Annotated in this window: 14 protein-coding genes; 7 read left to right on the plus strand and 7 right to left on the minus strand. The window is 43.0% G+C overall.

Features of this window, described 5'->3' with window-relative positions; genetic code table 11:
• Positions 1-63: 63 nt before the first annotated feature.
• Together ATB74_RS05395 and ATB74_RS05400 are read left to right on the plus strand one after the other, a co-directional pair.
• A complete protein-coding gene (locus ATB74_RS05395; protein ID WP_061017045.1) occupies positions 64-1,287 on the plus strand; it encodes an aromatic amino acid transport family protein in 1,224 nt (407 codons plus the stop codon).
• Positions 1,288-1,435: 148 nt separating this feature from the next.
• Positions 1,436-2,860, plus strand: a complete 1,425-nt coding sequence (locus ATB74_RS05400) for a methyl-accepting chemotaxis protein (protein ID WP_061017047.1) — start codon at positions 1,436-1,438, stop codon at positions 2,858-2,860.
• A 145-nt stretch (positions 2,861-3,005) separates the two neighbouring features.
• On the opposite strand, the gene ATB74_RS05405 is transcribed toward ATB74_RS05400, so the two are convergent.
• From ATB74_RS05405 to ATB74_RS05425, 5 genes are all read right to left on the minus strand, one after another.
• A complete protein-coding gene (locus ATB74_RS05405; RefSeq protein ID WP_061017051.1) occupies positions 3,006-6,089 on the minus strand; it encodes an efflux RND transporter permease subunit in 3,084 nt (1,027 codons plus the stop codon).
• Between the two features lie 5 nt (positions 6,090-6,094).
• Positions 6,095-7,195 carry an efflux RND transporter periplasmic adaptor subunit gene (locus ATB74_RS05410; RefSeq protein ID WP_061017053.1) on the minus strand — a complete coding sequence of 367 codons (1,101 nt, stop codon included), beginning with the start codon at positions 7,193-7,195 and terminating at the stop codon, positions 6,095-6,097.
• 351 nt (positions 7,196-7,546) lie between these two features.
• Positions 7,547-8,272 (minus strand): HAD-IA family hydrolase, encoded by a 726-nt coding sequence (locus ATB74_RS05415; protein WP_060981369.1) that lies wholly within the window; start codon positions 8,270-8,272, stop codon positions 7,547-7,549.
• A 352-nt stretch (positions 8,273-8,624) separates the two neighbouring features.
• Entirely contained in the window at positions 8,625-10,433 is a 1,809-nt protein-coding gene (locus ATB74_RS05420) for an HD domain-containing phosphohydrolase (protein WP_061017055.1), read from the minus strand.
• A 60-nt stretch (positions 10,434-10,493) separates the two neighbouring features.
• A complete protein-coding gene (locus ATB74_RS05425; RefSeq protein ID WP_060981371.1) occupies positions 10,494-10,988 on the minus strand; it encodes a hypothetical protein in 495 nt (164 codons plus the stop codon).
• A gap of 248 nt (positions 10,989-11,236) precedes the next feature.
• Here ATB74_RS05425 and ATB74_RS05430 point away from each other — a divergent pair, with 248 nt between their 5' ends.
• The 4 genes from ATB74_RS05430 (at position 11,237) to ATB74_RS05445 (ending at position 17,331) form a co-directional block, all read left to right on the plus strand.
• Positions 11,237-11,713 carry a CreA family protein gene (locus tag ATB74_RS05430; RefSeq protein WP_060981372.1) on the plus strand — a complete coding sequence of 159 codons (477 nt, stop codon included), beginning with the start codon at positions 11,237-11,239 and terminating at the stop codon, positions 11,711-11,713.
• Between the two features lie 129 nt (positions 11,714-11,842).
• Positions 11,843-13,147 (plus strand): inosine/guanosine kinase, encoded by a 1,305-nt coding sequence (locus ATB74_RS05435; RefSeq protein WP_061017057.1) that lies wholly within the window; start codon positions 11,843-11,845, stop codon positions 13,145-13,147.
• A 294-nt stretch (positions 13,148-13,441) separates the two neighbouring features.
• On the plus strand, positions 13,442-15,190 hold the full coding sequence (locus ATB74_RS05440) for a formate--tetrahydrofolate ligase (protein WP_061017058.1): 1,749 nt from the start codon (positions 13,442-13,444) through the stop codon (positions 15,188-15,190).
• 236 nt (positions 15,191-15,426) lie between these two features.
• Positions 15,427-17,331: a sensor domain-containing diguanylate cyclase gene (locus tag ATB74_RS05445; protein WP_061017061.1), complete on the plus strand. Its 1,905-nt coding sequence runs from the start codon at positions 15,427-15,429 to the stop codon at positions 17,329-17,331.
• Positions 17,332-17,366: 35 nt separating this feature from the next.
• Here ATB74_RS05445 and ATB74_RS05450 read toward each other — a convergent pair whose 3' ends face one another.
• The gene (locus tag ATB74_RS05450; protein ID WP_061017063.1) at positions 17,367-17,972 is read right to left on the minus strand and encodes a beta-phosphoglucomutase family hydrolase; all 606 of its coding nucleotides are present in this window, start codon (positions 17,970-17,972) and stop codon (positions 17,367-17,369) included.
• An 87-nt stretch (positions 17,973-18,059) separates the two neighbouring features.
• Between ATB74_RS05450 and arfB the strand changes: the two genes are divergently transcribed.
• On the plus strand, positions 18,060-18,470 hold the full coding sequence (gene arfB / locus ATB74_RS05455) for an alternative ribosome rescue aminoacyl-tRNA hydrolase ArfB (protein WP_017630397.1): 411 nt from the start codon (positions 18,060-18,062) through the stop codon (positions 18,468-18,470).
• A 118-nt stretch (positions 18,471-18,588) separates the two neighbouring features.
• Here arfB and ATB74_RS05460 read toward each other — a convergent pair whose 3' ends face one another.
• Positions 18,589-18,906 (minus strand): helix-turn-helix transcriptional regulator, encoded by a 318-nt coding sequence (locus tag ATB74_RS05460; protein WP_060981376.1) that lies wholly within the window; start codon positions 18,904-18,906, stop codon positions 18,589-18,591.
• Between the last annotated feature and the right edge of the window lie 62 nt (positions 18,907-18,968).

Below are 18,968 nucleotides of genomic sequence, written 5' to 3' on the forward strand. Positions count from 1 at the left end.
TTTATGCGCTTAAGCTAGAAGAATTACAATCAAAACACACCCTAACGTAAAGAATTATATACAATGAATAAATCAAAGGTTTTTGGTAGTACTTTGATCATTGCAGGCACAACCATCGGTGCTGGCATGCTCGCCCTTCCACTTGCTTCTGCAGGTATTGGCTTTTCAACTTCACTTTTCTTGATGCTTGGTTTATGGGCATTAATGGCCTTTACGGCTCTATTAATGGTAGAGCTTCACCAATTTGCAGAATCTGACGCAACCCTACACACTTTAGCTCACACCATTTTAGGAACAAAAGGTAAATGGATTGCGAGCTTCGCTGTTATGTTCCTATTTTACGCGCTATGCGCTGCATACATCGCGGGCGGTGGTGCGCAGTTTAACCAACGTATTTCGGATATCGCGGGTATCGAACTCAATGGTCAAATCACCACACTACTATTTACCCTATTAGTTGCCGGCGTTGTTACGATTGGTACTCACAGTGTTGATAAAGTTAACCGTGTTTTATTCGGACTCAAACTGATTGCAATGGTACTAGTACTCAGCTTCCTAGCACCAAACATTACATCTCAGTACCTATTAAGCATGCCTTTACAGCAAGGTTTGATTGTTGCAGCGATTCCCGTTGTGTTTACTTCTTTTGGCTTCCACGGCAGTATCCCATCTATTGTTCGATACCTAGACGGCGATGTTCGTTCTTTACGTAAGGTTATGATTGCAGGCTCTGCCCTACCATTAGTTATCTACGTTTTCTGGCAGAGTGTTACTTTGGGTGTGGTTAGCCAAGAACAATTGTTGTCCGATACAAGCTTGGGGGCACTTTTAGTATCACTATCGCAAACCGTTCATCAATCAAACTTAAGCGTCATCGTCGGTGTATTCGCGGATCTTGCACTGCTGACTTCTTTTATTGGCGTGAGCTTGGGCTTATTTGAATTCATGGGCGATTCGTTAAGCAAGAAACTAGGCAGTGCTAAACGTGTTAAGACGGCCGCTATCACTTTCTTACCGCCATTAGGTTTTGCCCTGTTCTACCCACAAGGTTTCATAATGGCTTTAGGCTATGCAGCCATTGCACTTTCAGTACTCGCGATTCTTTTACCGACAGTCATGGTATACAAGGTCCGTTACACTGACTTCTCAGTTAAACCTCAAGCTCCAGAAGCGACGTACCAAGTGTTAGGTGGAAGCAAAGCACTGTTTTTAGCAGGTAGCGTTGGCGTGTTTATCATTGCGGTTCAAGTCCTTATTTCAGTAGGGCTATTGCCTTCTCTAGCTTAACAAATCCATACCGCACAAAAATACTTGATTGAGATCTCATAAACGATATGTTGGTATCATTAATTTTCACAATTAGTCGATTAATATCACATTTTTATTAAGGTCGGTTATTTAGAGTCCACGGTAAAGGATTTACCGTGGAGTTTTTATGAAAGAAGTACAATTTCGAACGATAGACAACCTGTTTATTAAAATGTCTATTAACGACAAGTTTTGGGTCATTTTCTTAATCTTTGTCGCCGCAGTGGCAAGTCTTGCTGGCCTCAACTACGTCAACACAATCAAACAAATCGATACTAGTGCTAAACAGCAGGTTGAACATCAACTGCAAGGCATTTTATCAGCGTCAGACTCCCCCGGTTCTCTTCGCTCTGTTAGTCAACAAAGCAGCCCTCACAAAACCTCTCTTTCAAACAATGGTTCGGTGACTGCAACAGCACTTGCACAGGATGGTAACTACTACTCACTTACCGTTTCAATTAAAGATATACAGAATCAAAAGCAGCAAGCACTTTACTCTTTATTACTCAGTTTTTTATGGTGTGTGCCTTTTGGTCTTTTTTGTTACTGGGTAGCGACTTTCCTAGGTGGCGCACTTTGGGTTCTTTATTCAACGACACAAAAGATTGGTGATGGTGACTTAACATCACGCCTTGGCTTCCACCCTGGCCGTGACGAGTTTGGAACGATTGGTTGTGCTCTTGACCGCTCAATGGACACGCTTAGTGAGTTAGTCAACAACGTAAACCACAGTGCAGCGACCTTAAGTGAAACGTCGGCTTCTTTCGAAACAGAGATGAAGCGCAGTGAGACTCAAATCATGAGCCAGAACGCATCTTTAGATTCTGTTGCTACTGCAATGGATCAGATGACGGCTTCAGCGAATGAAGTATCTAACATTTCTGCACGCTCAACAGAGCAAACTGAACAAGACGCACAGCAGATCAACGATAGCCACGCGAAGGTTCAACAAGCAATTTCAGAGATCACAACTCTTTCCGCTTTAATTGAGCAAACCTCTTCTTCTGTTACGAGCTTGAATGTAAACACAAGCCAAATTAACGAGGTCATCACGACGATCAACGCTATTTCAGAACAAACGAACTTACTTGCTCTAAATGCTGCAATCGAAGCTGCTCGCGCAGGCGAACAAGGACGTGGTTTCGCTGTCGTTGCTGATGAAGTAAGAACACTTGCAAGTCGCACTCAGTCAGCAACGGTAGAGATCCAAGCGATGATTGAACGATTGCAGCAAGAGAGCCAGAATATCGCCAAGATCACCGAACAGACAGTCGATCAAGCGCAAACCAGTAGCCATTTGATTTCAAACATTGGTCACGATGTAAACTCTATTGCGGATTCTGCCCAAGCACTGATGAACATGAGTATTCAGATTGCAACCTCGGCAGACGAGCAAAGTAACGTTGCCAACACGATTGCAGCAGAACTTAACGATATTCGCAGCCAATCCGATGTGATTAAAGAAGTCGCTCAAAACTCGTCAAATGGCGTATCTAGACTAACAGAAGCGTCGGTTTCTCTGTCTCAAACGCTGGCGCGATACCGCACTTAATTAGGGTTAACATTCAGCTCAATCTGTCTTGTTTCGTCAAATGGCACCTAAAAACCAAGTATGGCAACACAAAAAGGACTCAAATGAGTCCTTTTTCTTTAACTAATTGGTAAACCCAAAGAGCGAGCTTAACTAATGAATTGACTCAGTAAGCGGGCAACACCAACCCTCTCTTATTGGGTTCTCTCACTGATTCTCGAAAGAATAAGCTATAAAGCACAGGCACTACACCGAGTGTCAGAATAGTACCGACTACCATTCCAAAAATCATCACAATAGACATTGAATACCAAAACTCACCGCCAGAAACCGCTAACGGCACGAGTCCAAGTATGGTGGTTAGCGTGGTCATAACAATAGGTCTAAAGCGACTCGTACAAGCTTCAATAATGGCGTCACGTACACTCATCTCGTTATTACGATTCTGTTCAATGCAATCAATCAGCACAATTCCATTGTTAATAATGATCCCCGCTAAGCTGAAAATACCGAGCATCGCGGGAAACGTGAAATACGCGCCAGTAATCAATAGGCCCGATACAGCCCCAATCAAAGACAGTGGAATCGTCAGCAGTATAATCAGCGGTCGACGAATAGAGTTGAATTGAAGCAGCAACAACAGAATCATCACAGCGAAGCACTGGGGCAAATACCCAAACAAAGCGCCATTAGCTTTGCTTGCACCCTTAAGTTCCCCACCTAGCGCTATATGGTAGCCCGGTGGAAGCTCAATCTGAGAAAGCTTAGGTTGAACCAGCTTGTTAAGTTCACTCGCTTGTAAGCTTTCATGCTTAACACTTACAGTCACCGTTCTTTGTAAATCGAAACGACGAATGATCGAAGGTTCACTGGTTGCTTTAATGGTGGCAAATTGAATAAGCGGCAAAGCCTCACCATTAGTGGAAGACACGATCTGTTTGGTAAAGAGCTTGTCGATGGTTTTCTCTTTATCTTCTGCACCAACGATAACGGGAATCACATCTTCATTTTCTCTAAAACTGGTGACCTCTTTACCACGCAAGTAGCTGTCTAAACTTGTGGCTATGTCTCGGCTACTCACACCAGCGCGAATCGCTCGAGCTTGATCTATATCGAGAATAAGTTTAGGGACGTTGTTTTCCCAATCATTTGAGACTCCAACGGCGCCGGGTACTTGTCGCAAGGTTAACTCAATCTGTTTCGCAATATGCTGGATGGTCGATATGTCTTTACCCACCACTTGGTACTCAACCAAACCCAACTCAGTTCCCCCCAACCACATTCGTTTGGCTTGCCCACTCGCTTCTGGCAACTGTTCAACAATAAAACGGTTGGTTTTATTAACCATCGCCAACGCGGCCTTATAGTCTGTTGTATTAACAACCATAAAAACGCGATTAGGCGCTCTATCGATTGGTGAAAGTGCTAAGAAAAAGCGCGGCCCACCGTCTCCTACATATCGAATAGTACTGGTGACGTTCGGGTTTTGTTCGTTATCCAACAACCAATCTTCAAGTCTCGCGGACACCCTTTCAGACTCTTCAACTTTAGTACCTGCTGGAAGGTCGACAAACACGAGATACTGATTTCGCTCTGAGCCCGGCATGAACTGTACAGTGACGAACTTGAAGCTATAGATCGAGGCAGCAAAGATACTCAGCACCACGGCCAAAGTGACTAAGCGCTTGTTTAAAATAGTACTGATAAAGCGTTGGTAGCCTAGATGAAAACGAGAAAGCGATCGCTTCTTATCGTCATGTGCTATTTGTCTGATTGGTTTCATGAACCAAACACACATAACCGGCGTTGCGAATAAACACAGAAACCACGAAGACAATAACGCTACAGTAATCACTTGTGACAAAGATCGTAGATACTCTCCGGTAACATCTTGGGCCAATAACAGTGGCATAAAGGCCAATATCGTCGTCAATGATGACGTTAACAACGGAACTGCCATGGCTTTCGATGCCGAGACTGCCGCTTCAACACGGTCGACACCTTCAGCCATTTTACTTTTGATGAACTCTGCGATTACGATTCCATTATCCACCAGCAAGCCGAGTGAAATGATGATCGCTGCAATAGACATCCTTTGCAGTCCAACACCCCAAATCGACATCCCAATAACGGTAAGGAGTATGGTTAACGGAACAATACTGCCAATGATCAACCCCATTCTTACACCGAGAAACACCATCACAACGGCTAGAACGACACCAATGGTTTGCATTAGGTTATTGGTTGCGGAACTCACTGCCTCATCAACTTTTTCTGGTTGAAAAGTTGCGAGCTCTAAATTCATACCTAACGGCAGTTCTGCTTGAGCAGATTCAATAAACTCCAAGACTTCAGCACCAAAAGCATCACTTTGACTGCCTGACGCCATAGACGCAGCAATGACAATCGCGCGCCTACCATTGAAATAAACGGGTGTATTAAATGGGTTTTCATAACCACGCTCAACGTCGGCCAAGTCTCTCAAGTAAACCGAGTTTCCGGACTCTCGCTCTATCAAATCAAGATCGAGAATCTCATCTATGCTGTTGAAGTTGCCTGTAGGTTCAATCTCGATTTGCAAAGTATCTGTTTCAATTAAACCACCGGGTAACACAACATTACGGGCCTGAAGTGCCGATACGATCTGACGAAATTGAAACTTTTCATTGGCCAATGCATCACTTCGTGCGTTAACCCAAATTCGCTCTTCATTAACGCCATAGAGTTCAACTTGCGACACCATTTGAACGCTACTTAATCGGTCCTGTAGTGCTTCAGCTGTTTTTCTCAACTCTTGGTCATCGAAAGCATCACCAGTAAGAGCAATCGTAGACGAATAAACACGACCAAATTCATCGTTAACAAAAGGACCTTGTGTACCATCTGGTAAGCTTGATTTCATACTGTCCATACGATTTCGAAGCGTGTCCCAGATAGGCTGTAGATCGAAGTACTTATCGTGAACGGTAACGGTAATCTGTGTAACCCCAGTCCGTGACCAGGACTTTATCTCTGTTACTTCGGGGATCTGTTTGATTTCTCGCTCTAAGGGCTTAGTGATGAACTTTTCGATACGGTCTGGTGACATACCAGGGAATTGTGCAATTACGACAGCACTACGAATTATAATTTCCGGATCTTCTTTGCTTGGCGCATTCTTAAAGGTGCTAATGCCTATGACAAAAAGCATTACCAAGAACACTTGCGTAAATCTATGATATTTCAGGGCGAGTTCAGTAATTTTATGCATGATACTTACAAGCCTTCCCACAAAGTGACTTGTTGGCCTTCATAAAGATAAGGAATGCCCGCAGTGACGACATGTTCACCCTCTAAAAGGTTTCCGATCACGACAACTTGAGTATTGACACTGCGATTAATTTCAACATAACGTTTTTCAATCACATGACTTTCTGGATTCACTACAAAGATTGCAGCATTGTTTCTCTCTGAGCTTGAATCGCGATCGTTGAAGTTAAATGAATCGATAGGAAGTAAAACAACGCCACGATTTTCAGTACCAATATTGAGCTGAATTTCAGCAGACATGCCGTTTCGCAATTCAACCTTTGGCTCACTCAGTTGTAATGTCACCGAATACGCATTACCTCTTTCAACCACAGCGCCAATTTCGGAGACAATGCCAGTTAATAGGCCGTCATTTAGTGCAGGGATTTTAACCTTAGCTTCTTCGCCGAAATAAACCTCAGAGATCAATGACTCCGGTACCAATAAATCAACTTCGTAGACGAAATCGTTAACCAGCTCGATGATCTTCTGCCCAGAATTGACCTTAGTAAATTCATCAACAGATACCTGACTGACTTGACCCGAAAATGGCGCGTATAGTTTGGCACGCTCTAAGTTCAGCTCAGCATTCAACAAGTCGGTTTGAGCGAGGTTCTCTTGTTGCTGCTTAGCATCTAAGTCTGCGCGAATCGCGATCAGCTCAGATTCTGATACAAAGCCTTTAATACTCAATTTTGCAGAACGTTGATACTTGTCTTCGGCTTGCAACCTAGCGACTTTTGCCGCTCCTAATGACGCCCTTGCTTTGCGTAACGCAAACACCAAATCATTCGTTTCAAGTCGAGCAAGCACTTGCCCTTTTTCAACACGTTGCCCCTTAGAAACATTAAGCTCACTGACCGTTCCCCCTACTTGAAAGCTCAAAGGAGACGTTTGTGCACTGCGCACTATACCGCTAAGCTCACGAGTTTGCGTATGTGATTGAAAGACAGTGGTTATGTATTTGACGCTACGAATGGGGTTAGTTGCGTCAGAATCCGATATAGCAGTTTGTTGCTTACATCCCGTTAGGGCAAAGACAGTAAATAACAGAGCAATAGATTTCACGGGATGGTCCGAAGTTATGGTGCTCCATTCCAGTATAGCAAACTGTATAATATTTAACTATTCTATTATCATTACCATGAAGTTTGTCGCAAAGGGGAGATTATGAGGTGTCAGAACTGTCTAATATTCGAGCTTAGGGGTAATCTAATTGAACGGGTCTTTTTCGCTTACCCTCTTGCTGCAGGTGACACATAATGAATAAAACAGAAGCACCAAACACCGACGATATTACATGCCCTTTATGCCAACACGACGAATATCTGCTTTCAGAAAGTGGAGAAAAGTTCACTTGCGCATCTTGTGGTTTCCACACAAAACAATTTAGTAAGGTAATCAGCCTTTCACTAGGCTCTACCCCACCAAAACTGCAGAATTCGATATACCACCACTTGAGCAGTGCTTGCCATTAATCCAAACCGAAATCTCTTCCAAACTGTAGATATCCTGAACTGCTAGCTCTGTTGAGCCGGCTTCGGGATCTACGACTGCTTCATCAATACTTGGACGTAATCGAAACGATTGAATACCCGCACGAACACCCGCCTCAATTCCTTTCAAAGTATCATCTACATAGATGCACTCATTAGGTAGAAAGCCCATATTCATTGCGGTGTACATAATAAGATCAGGCTCTGGTTTCCAACTATTAGCATCGAAAGCAGAAAACACTTTGCCTTTAAAGTCGTCGAGCATTCCGGTCATTGCTAAAGAAGATTCCACTCGGGATTTCGGTGCATTAGAAGCGATACAAAACTCAATGTCTTGTCTCTTTAGAAATTCAATAAGCTCAATAGCACCATCCATCGGCTTTAAATGACGTTGGAACAGTGCTTCTAATTCAGTGCGATAAAGTGGTTCAAGTGTATCAATCGAGATAGATAACCCTAAACGTTCTTGTGTATCCATTAAGATGTCAGCCAATTTTCCACCTTGAAAGTGGGCATAGCAATCAATAACGTTTAACTTCGCCCCAAAGCCAGAGAATACATTCACCAAGGCTTGGCAACATAGCTTTTCGCTATCGATGAGTGTCCCGTCACAATCGAAAATTACACATTTAGTCTGTTCTAACCGCATAGCTCTCTCACTCGTATTGAATTCAATCCCTTATCCTATAGGGTTATGTGAAGTGTCGAGATGATTAAGGTAACACTTTACCGACACAAGCTTATTTCACTTCGCGAAATATGCAGTTGATCACTTTATGACTCAGCATAAGCAACAGTTTTCACCAAATTGACAAGGTTTCTACAAAGTCAAGCCTTGATAGGTATACAAAGTTAGCCCAATTGCAGTTGAAAATGTAAATTTACGATAGAGGATGGTACGAAGGATAACAGGCAGATGAACTAGAGATATAAGAACCAGCTCAATCACCTATTTATATCAAGATGATTAAGCTGGAACGAAGATAAATGAGAAAAGGCCGTTAAATAATAGTCGACTCTTTCGAAACTTTAGTTTCGGTCACGGGCATAGGCACCAGCTCAATACTACCTGTGTCTGGATACGAATCACGGATAGCAACATACTCTGGTAAGTGGTTCAATAAAAGCTTAGTAAGCTGAGGATCAAATTGATAGCCACTTTCTCGCTCGAACAAATCGACAACCATCTCTAATGGCCACGGCTCTTTGTAACAACGAGTACTAAGTAGCGCATCAAACACACCCGCAACCGCCGTGATACGAGCAAACAGATGAATGTCTTCCCCCACCTTACCACTAGGATATCCAGTCCCGTCCCAGCGCTCATGGTGTTCGTTAGCAATGATTGCTGCCAAATTAGTAATATCGCCAGATCCGCTCTTTAATAAGTTATAACCTGCAGTGGTATGAAGTTTCATTACTTCCCACTCTTGATCGGTTAACTTACCTGGTTTATCCAAAATTGATTCTGGGATTGAAATCTTACCCACATCGTGCATCGGGCTGATGATCTCAATCATTTCGACCTCACGATGGCTTAAGCCACGTTGCTTAGCAAGCAATGCCGATAGTTTGGCAACACGCTTAACGTGATTACCGGTTTCGCCGGAGCGAGTTTCAATCGCCTCCCCTAAAACGTGGATCATATCTTTCTGAATATTCAGCGTTTGTTTCTGTAGTTTTAAAATTCGTTTATTCTTTTTCGCGAGTTCTTTCTTTTGGCGCAAAGTGACAAATTGCATCAAAATAATCAGGCTCAAACCCGCAATCACCATCGATAAACCCAATAACAACTGAAAATTTTTGCGAATGAAAGATGAAGGCTCGTTAATAAATACAGCCTCATCTGGCAAAGCGTTTGTGCTAATCCCGTGTCGTTTCATTGCAAGGTAATTAAATACAAAACGTTTATTGTCTCCGGGGGTCAACGGTGTCGTAAAACCAAGAGGAAGGTACTTATCGAGTGCATCGACTGCCTCTTCACCCATACTTTGTGAATGGTTAACATACCCACCGAGTACATCACCTGAAATGTAGAACTGCCACAAAGCAAACACAGGAGCTGCACTTGCCGTAGACAAAGTGTCCGCAATTTCTTGATAAGTGTGATAGACACCTTGTTTCAACTCGGTGTTGTAGTGACTAAGTAAAACTGCGTCGTCAGCAGAAATTCCTTTCAAAAATTGGCTTGTATGTTCGAGTGATAAATCGCGTATTTCTACCAAATTAATATTTGGGAATTTGGCCATCCTGATATTCATTTCTTTACGGATCAGCTCAGAAGTGACACTGTAATCATTTATGAAATAGAGATTCTTTAGATTAGGTCTTAGTTTAGAAATCAGCTGGATATTTACGTCTATCTGATCGTTCTCGTAAAGCACAGTTGCTCTGTCAGATACTGCATACATATCTGTACTGGTGTCATTAATCCCAACGGCCACCACTGGTGTCGAACGATCAATTAAAGTGCTTAATGATTCAAGGAAATTGGCTGCATTATCGTCAGTAGCAATTACACCGTCAAATTCGTAGCCAGCATATTTGACTTTCAAATAGTTCGAGAGAGAGCCGTAATAGTCAGGGCTATGGATACGCTTTGAATCCAAATACTCGATCGAGAGTTTAACTTCGGTTTGAGATTTGCTGAACGCACTGTCTATCCCTTTTTGGAAATCAGCGGTCCATTGGTAAGAAGGTTCGTATGAGTGTAAAACTAGGATGCGTTTGATATCCCAGTCGTTAGCAAAACTGAGTGAAGAATAAGCGCTAATACACAATACAGCGATTGATATCAATAGCTTGTACATACAATACCCTTTAAATAAGATGGGGTATTGTACTTAGATTAACGCTTTGTCAAAGAATCTTTAGTTCTCGATCCACACTTTATCGCAAGAAGCATGATCTTGTGCCCAAAAATCGTGTAACTGCTTAGCAAAGTCGTTGATACTTTGACCACTCCCAGCAACCACGTCCGATATCAACAGCGAACCTTCCGCTGCTGTGACAATTGCACTCGCCACCACGTCACCATTTTGAGTACCAATATATAAAACATGATCATCAGACAGCATAATTTGGCTCAAGAACTCAAGCATGTGCGCCCTTTCGGCTTCATCTTGGTACACACTGGCTTGGTTAAGCGAGAACAGAACGGTCAGTTTATGGAAATCGACTTTATGCAGTTCATCAATTTGGGAAGGCGTTTGATCTTGAGCTAGGAGTTGGTATGACTTGGATGGGAGTTTGCTTTGATAAAGTTCACGGCCTAGGAGGCTCTCTTTTGCGGGGTAAGCAATGTCGAGCTGACTAAACAGCCATTGATTTTTCTTATGTGCTATTTCAGGTATTTCGTTATTCATTCTTTTAGTACCTACGGTTAGTATCCCCAAATATCGCAGTTATTTGGAAGACATAGGGTCGGCTGAGGTGCCGAGCTACAAGCAGAAAGCATACAGAGCATGACCAAGGCCAACAAGTACTTTAAATACTTCATCTTTTTCATCATCCAACAACCCCCTTTAAGAACTTAACGAAAAGCTCTACACTCGTACTCAAGCTTTCAATATCCTTATAGTAAACAGAACTATATAAATAAAAAGGACTTCTTATGAAAAAAGCCTTAATAGCAGCAGGTATCATCACAATGTTAGCTGGCTGTTCAGACAATGAGGTTGGCGACGTCTCTCTGGGTTTCTTCACCATGAAAGATATCAAGATGTCTTCATTAGATGACGATAAGATCGCAGGTGTTACCTGTCATATCGCATCCATCGAGGCGAACCTTAGCCTTTCTGATCCAAGTGATAGCTCAATCTCTTGTCGTCAAACGGGTGAAATCACACCAGAAATGATTGCTCAAATAGACAAGAGCAAGTCAGGTGAAGTGGTATTCAAACAATCAAAGAGTATCTTCTTTAAAACAATGAAAGTTCGCCGCATCTACGACGCAGAGAATCAATCCCTGCTCTATTTGTCTTACACCACCAAAGAAACAGAAGGCAGCTTCAAACATAGCCTTTCAACCGTTCCGCTTTGGGGCACAGAGGCTTACGTAGATCCAGCAACACTTGTTCCAGCTCAATAGCCTCACGCGAAAGGTAAGCCGAATCACCTGTACAGACATTGTGCAGGTGATTCAAAATGTAATAAAAATGAAAGAAACAGAAACAAAATGTGATATCATGCGGCAAAATTTTTTCACTGTATTTTTCATATGAAGTTTCCTGGACAGCGTAAATCTAAGCACTACTTTCCAACTCACGCACGTGATCCGTTGGTCAACCAAATTCAACAAACACCTAAGCTTCACCGCGCAACGATTGTCGGTGTTGGCCAAACAATTGTTGATATCGAAGCCCGTGTTGACAACGAGTTCCTAGAAAAATACGAGCTGAGTAAAGGTCACTCTCTGGTATTGGAAGAAAGTAAAGCAGATGCGCTGTATGAAGAGTTAGTTGAGCGCGGTTTGATCACGCATCAATACCCTGGCGATACTATCGGCAACACACTGCACAACTATTCCGTACTTGCAGACAGCAAATCTGTCCTGCTTGGCGTAATGTCTAAGAAGATTGAAGTTGGCTCATTTGGTTATCGTTATCTTTGCCGCACTTCTTCTCGTATGAATCTAAACCACCTTCAAACTGTTGATGGTCCAATTGGTCGTTGCTACACGCTTATTTCTGAAGATGGCGAACGTACGTTTGCAATCAATGAAGGCCACATGAACCAACTACTTCCAGAAAGCATTCCAGAAAAAGTGTTCGAGAAAGCTTCTGCATTGGTTGTGTCGTCATACTTAATGCGTGGCAAACCTGAAGATCCGATGCCAAAAGCGGTACAAAGAGCGATTGAATATGCGAAAGCACACAATGTGCCTGTTGTACTTACGCTTGGTACTAAGTATGTGATCGAAGGTAATGCTGAATGGTGGCAAGAATACCTGAAAGAAAACGTAACCATCGTCGCGATGAACGAAGACGAAGGTGAAGCGCTAACAGGCGAAAAAGATCCTCTGCTAGCTGCTAACAAAGCACTTGAATGGGTTGACCTAGTTCTATGTACTGCAGGTCCTATTGGCCTATACATGGCAGGTTACACTGACGAGCCAGCGAAACGCGAAACCACACTGCCATTGTTACCGGGTAACATCCCTGAATTCAATAAATACGAATTTAGCCGCGCGATGCGTAAGCAAGACTGCAAAGACCCCGTAAAAGTGTATTCTCATATTGGCCCTTACCTTGGTGGCCCACTTGAAATTAAGAACACCAACGGTGCTGGTGATGGTGCACTTTCAGCACTGTTACACGACATGGCAGCAAACAGCTACCACCACGTGAATGTACCAAACTCTGAGAAACACGAGCACGCTTGTCTAACTTACTCTTCACTGTCTCAAATTTGTAAGTACGCAAACCGTGTAAGCTACGAAGTATTGACTCAGCACTCTCCTCGCCTTTCTCGTGCACTACCTGAACGCGAAGATAGCTTAGAAGAAACATACTGGGATCGTTAATCGACCATATTAGATTGCTGACTGATTGAGGTTAGCGCCTAACTAGATTACCTTTTCCTGAAGGGCTGCGATATGCAGCCCTTTTTGTATTCGACACTAATATAACTGCAGCTGAGGGTAATCTGGTCGAATATTTTGCTCGTTTAAGATTTGATCTCGCGCAATGACTCTTGAGATCTGTCATCTTCCAGCACATAATTCGTGTGGTTTGCCTTTACTTGGCAAATTTATACAGTACTATCGCCACGCAAACGTTTACGTACCACCTTTTCGGTTCTGATATAAGGATCAAATATGCTGTCTGATATTGATATTTGTCGCTCTACTCCCCTTAAAAACATCAGTGAGGTTGCCAAACAAGCTGGCCTGCACCACAACGAACATCAGCCATTAGGGCAATACAAGTCTAAAGTGTCTCTCACATCACTTGAACGCCTCGTCAACCAACAAGATGGTAAATTGGTCGTGGTAACAGCTATCACACCAACGCCTCTTGGCGAAGGCAAAACCGTCACCACTATTGGATTAGCACAAGGCCTCGCAAAGATTAACCAATCTTCCATGGCCTGCATTCGCCAACCTTCTATGGGCCCGGTATTTGGCGTAAAAGGTGGCGCTGCGGGTGGTGGTTACTCTCAAGTCGCGCCTATGGAACAATTAAATCTACATCTAACGGGTGACATTCATGCTGTGACGGCCGCTCACAACCTCGCTTCTGCCGCCATTGATGCGCGTTTGTATCATGAACAGCGTGAAGGGTTAGAAGCCTTTGAAGTGCGCTCAGGCTTAAAAGCACTAGATATCGACCCAAGTAGAATTGTTTGGCGACGTGTGCTCGACCATAATGATCGCGCACTGCGCATGATCACGGTTGGCAAGAACGAAGCAGACAAAACAATTAATGGCTTTGAGCGAGAAGATGGATTTGATATCTCAGCCGCTTCAGAGCTGATGGCTATTCTTGCTCTAGCTGATGACCTTCAAGATTTAAGAAAGCGTATTGGGCGAGTGGTACTTGCTTACAATAAACAAGGCTTGCCATTGTCCGCAGATGATTTCAACGTAGCGGGTGCAATGACAGTGACAATGAAGGACTCTATTGAGCCTACATTGATGCAAACCCTTGAAGGCGTACCGACCCTCATACACGCAGGGCCTTTCGCAAACATCGCCCACGGTAACTCTTCCATTATTGCCGACAAGATAGCATTAAAGCTGAGTGACTTTGTTGTAACTGAAGGTGGTTTCGGCTCAGACATGGGTTTTGAGAAAGCGTGCAACATCAAAGTAAAAGCATCCAACAAGAAGCCTGATTGTGCTGTCGTTGTCGCAACATTGCGTGGATTAAAAGCCAATTCTGGTTTATACGATTTGAGACCGGGTACTCCGTTACCAGATTCAATCTTTAGTGATGATCAAGACGCGCTTATTGCGGGTTTTGAGAACCTGAAATGGCATATCAATAACGTCAAGCAATACCGAGTACCGACAGTTGTTGCGATTAACCGATTCCCTCAAGATTCAGCTCAAGAACTAGAAGCATTGAAACAGATGATCACTGACTTTGATTCAAACGTTAGCGTTGAAGTGAGTGAAGCATTTGGCCAAGGCGGCGAAGGGGCAACTCAGTTGGCGCACGCCGTGGTAAAAGCATGCCAAAGTGACAGTGAATTTAAGCCTTTATACAACTCGGAGCAAAGCATAGAAGAAAAACTGATGGCTGTCGCTGAAGTGGGTTATGGTGCAGCAAGTATCTCGCTATCACCACTGGCGAAAAAACAATTGGCTGAGTTTAATCAACACGGTTATAGCGACCTCTCGGTTTGTTTGGCAAAAACGCCTCTATCGATCTCTACAGAAGCACATATAAAAGGTGCACCAACTCAGTTTAACGTACCAGTTAGAGAGCTAAAACTGTGTGCGGGGGCAGGCTTTATTTACGCGCTGTGCGGAAATGTAATGACCATGCCTGGCCTACCCGACAAACCGGCTTTCATGTCATTAGATATTGATAGTAAAGGAAATATTATCGGCCTGAGCTAGATGCCCTTAGCTAGATAACCTGCGAAAAATCGCGATTAACTGGCTCTGATTACAGACTGTATCGATCAATTGAGCAATGATTTTAATACGAAGTGATTGCTCAACAATCAAGCTTTAGTGCAAAAAGTTGCACTAAAATCGTAGTTATATGCGCATCTTATCTTAAGTTCTGGGGCAAGATCACATTAAAAACCTTACGAAATATATAGTATTGCGCTGATTCTTTGAGGACAGTGATGAATACAAGTATAAAAAAACTAGTCGGCCAATTTCTATGCACCATCTTAGCCCTAGGATTAGTCCCTGCCCTCTACATAAGCTCTGAGTTTGACAGGGTCGATGCTCAGCACACGCTCAATATAAAACAATCCAGCCAAAACCAAATCGAATACAGTTTTCACGAACTCGCCATTATTGTTGAGCAAATATCTAACTCTGTCCCTTCTATAGCAGACTCTCAAACGTTACTTCGTGCAGTTCAAGAACCATCACTCATCCACAAAGAAACACTACAAGATCTTTGGGTTATGTTAGCGCGTGGCCAAAAATACTATTCTCAGCTACGCTACCTAGATCTAGATGGTAACGAAGTCTACCGTGTTAACTACAAAGACGGCCAAGCCACGGTAGTTCCGGATAACGAGCTGCAAAATAAATCTTCGCGTGGTTATTATAAGGCACTAAAAAAATTAAAGATTGGAGATGTCAGCTCTAAAGGCATTGATCTTGAAGTCGAAAACGGCAAGATTGTCCGCCCTTTGATTCCTGCACTTCGAATTATGACCCCCGTAGCTGAAGGTGACAGTATTGTTGGTTACTTCATTGCGAACCTGAACATGCTTGAGATTTATAAGCGATTACATTACCAGATTGGTACATCAGCAGCAGTCCCGGTCATTCTCAACAAAACCGGCCATGTCATTATGGGGCCAGATCCAACTGAATCATTTGGCCATGTGATTGAGTCGCGCGCAGACAAAACATACGCAAAGCTATACCCTGCTCTGTGGAAAGATATTCAAGGCAATTCATCATCGAGCTATTTTGATGGTAAGAATTGGTATTTTCACTCCGACATCAGCCCTAAGATAAAGCAGTTTGAAGGCCCTATTTACATGGTTCTTCATATTGAAAACCAGCAATTTAACAGCCAATACCGACAAGAAAAACAAGCTATTTTCGTTCAGATCATCACCTTATCTTTCCTCATTTCGATGATCTCCGCAGGCTTTGTTCTGTGGAACAGAAACCATAAAAAAAACAGCATAGATAGCCAACTCGCAAAGGCCGCCATGAATGGTATGTCTGCTTTAGTCATTACAGACAGAAACAACCGAATCATCAAAGTAAACCAAGAGTTCACTCGTGTTAGTGGGTATGAGTTAGAAGATGTAAAAGGCCGACAACCATCCATGTTTGCTTCCGGCCGCTACAATCAAGACTTCTACATCAAAATGTGGAGCATTATCACTAAGACCGGAGTTTGGGAAGGTGAAGTGGTCAACCGCCGCAAAGACGGGTCTTTGATCACTGAAATACTGCGCATCCAAACCATTAAAGACTCTAAAGGTGTAATTCAGTTTTATGTCGCGTCATTTGTCGACATCAGTAAACACAAAGAACTTGAAAACAAACTTAGAAACCTAAGTGAGAAAGATGCATTAGCTGGGTGTTGGAACAGACGAAAGTTTGACCTTGAACTTCGAGATGAGTGTTCTCGTGTTAATCGTTACCCTACTCGCGAACAATCTTGTTTAGCCATCTTGGATATTGACTACTTCAAACGCATAAACGACAGGTTTGGGCATGATTATGGTGATCGAGTCATTCAAACAGTTGCTCAAGTACTTCAACGTGAATGCCGTGAAACTGATTTCGTCGCTCGCATTGGTGGTGAAGAGTTTGGCGTGATTCTACCTCACACAACAACAGAAGAAGCTGAATACGTTCTAAATAGGCTGAGAGTCGCTGTCAGCCTTGAACTCGACAACGTGGTCACCGTGAGCGGTGGGATTACTAACGTAACAAATGATCCAGCACTTAATTACAAGTGCGCCGATTTAGCGTTATACGAAGCTAAAGCGGCAGGTAGAAACAACGTATGCTTATTCCTAGACAAAGAGATGAGCGAAATAGCCTAGCAAAAGACAATGGCATCCCCTTGCTAGGCAACCGATCAGCTTGGAGCTGGATAAAATTCTAACTTGTTCCCCTCAACTACAAGAACACAATCCATCTTCGCGGCATGAGCGGCTTGCTTACCAAGATTGGTATCTTCAAACACAACACACTGCTTTGGTTGTAATCCCATACCAAAACACGCATCTAAGAAAGTATCTGGATTTGGTTTGTGGTTCTTAACGTCTGTTGCTGTCACTAGGATATCGAGCTTATTCAGGATATCTGTTTTATCCAATAGCTGCTCCGCACTTTTACGTTGACTACCCGTCCCTACTGCTATCTTCTTACTTCCTAGATTCTCTAACAGTAGAGAATGAGTACACGGGATGATATCGCCTTTATCTTCAATAGCGGCAAATGATGCCATCTTAAACGCTGAAACAGCTTGTGGATCGAGCGATAAGCCGTATTTACTGTTCACCTCACCAGCTATCTTATAACTCGGCATTCCACCTAAACTGTGTAGCCAAGACGCTTCGAAATGAAAACCGAATTCTTCAGCTGTTTGTTGCCACGCCTTTACATGTGCAGGCATTGTATCGATCAACGTACCGTCCATATCAAAGATTAATCCATCATATGCCGTTAAATCTATTTTCATCACTACTACCACTCTTTGAGAAAGTTACTGATACCATAACTAATATTCAGTATCATGACTCTATATTACCGTTCAAAATGGGTGTTTATGTTACAAATATCTAACTCTGTTTCGATTCAAGACTGGGAACTCCAGCTAACTGCGATCAGAGCACAAGGAGCTGGCGGTCAAAACGTCAATAAAGTATCGAGCGCGATACATTTACGTTTTGATATCAAGCACTCCACCCTACCCGACTTCTATAAAGAAAAGCTGTTGGCACATAAAGATAGTCGTATCACTAAAGATGGCGTGATAATCATTAAGGCCCAACAGTATAGAACGCAGGAACAAAACCGTGACGATGCTTTGGTACGTTTGAAAGAATTGATTTTGGAAGCGACAAAAGTACAAAAAGTAAGACGAGCAACTAAGCCAACACGCGGCTCTCAGAAAAGGCGTTTAGAAAGTAAAAAACAGAGAAGTACCACCAAACAACTACGCGGACGAGTGAATTGATTGTTTCATGCCATCCGTGAGCGCATTAACCATGAAACATTCGCTCTAACCAATTTATTTGAACATCACTCGATAGCTAACGCTATTTACTCAAAAGCTAACAAATTTAAAAGAAAGACTACTGTTGTTTTTTGACCGACAAAATCAATTTGATCAACAACATCCGCTCTTCGCTGGTCAGCAAACGACTGACCGCTGCCACATCTTCCGCTGTTGCTTGTGATGCACCAACAATATCAAGTACTACATCCAAATCCGTTACTTTCAAGGTTCGGGCGATCGAACGATACTGAGACATCTTGATGTCAGCTTCTCCGCGTTCAATCCGTTGATAAGTTTTTAAACTCATGCCCGCACTGGAAGCTAACTTTTCTTGAGACAGATTGGCTTGTTTCCTACGCTCAATCAGCGCCATTATTATGGGTTCTTGTGACATAAGCTCATCCTCAAAAGACAGTTATGACCTAATTTCAGCAAGAAGCAGACCATATTGACTAG

It is taken from the genome of Vibrio splendidus (assembly GCF_001557875.1).
Lineage (GTDB): Bacteria > Pseudomonadota > Gammaproteobacteria > Enterobacterales > Vibrionaceae > Vibrio > Vibrio splendidus_F.

Coding starts and splice junctions, on each gene's coding strand:
- ATB74_RS05405 (WP_061017051.1), bottom strand. CDS start 6,089: ATGCATAAAATTACTGAACTCGCCCTGAAATATCATAGATTTACGCAA.
- ATB74_RS05450 (WP_061017063.1), bottom strand. CDS start 17,972: ATGAAAATAGATTTAACGGCATATGATGGATTAATCTTTGATATGGAC.
- ATB74_RS05445 (WP_061017061.1), top strand. CDS start 15,427: ATGAATACAAGTATAAAAAAACTAGTCGGCCAATTTCTATGCACCATC.
- ATB74_RS05440 (WP_061017058.1), top strand. CDS start 13,442: ATGCTGTCTGATATTGATATTTGTCGCTCTACTCCCCTTAAAAACATC.
- ATB74_RS05395 (WP_061017045.1), top strand. CDS start 64: ATGAATAAATCAAAGGTTTTTGGTAGTACTTTGATCATTGCAGGCACA.
- ATB74_RS05400 (WP_061017047.1), top strand. CDS start 1,436: ATGAAAGAAGTACAATTTCGAACGATAGACAACCTGTTTATTAAAATG.
- ATB74_RS05430 (WP_060981372.1), top strand. CDS start 11,237: ATGAAAAAAGCCTTAATAGCAGCAGGTATCATCACAATGTTAGCTGGC.
- arfB (WP_017630397.1), top strand. CDS start 18,060: ATGTTACAAATATCTAACTCTGTTTCGATTCAAGACTGGGAACTCCAG.
- ATB74_RS05435 (WP_061017057.1), top strand. CDS start 11,843: ATGAAGTTTCCTGGACAGCGTAAATCTAAGCACTACTTTCCAACTCAC.
- ATB74_RS05415 (WP_060981369.1), bottom strand. CDS start 8,272: ATGCGGTTAGAACAGACTAAATGTGTAATTTTCGATTGTGACGGGACA.
- ATB74_RS05425 (WP_060981371.1), bottom strand. CDS start 10,988: ATGAATAACGAAATACCTGAAATAGCACATAAGAAAAATCAATGGCTG.
- ATB74_RS05420 (WP_061017055.1), bottom strand. CDS start 10,433: ATGTACAAGCTATTGATATCAATCGCTGTATTGTGTATTAGCGCTTAT.
- ATB74_RS05460 (WP_060981376.1), bottom strand. CDS start 18,906: ATGTCACAAGAACCCATAATAATGGCGCTGATTGAGCGTAGGAAACAA.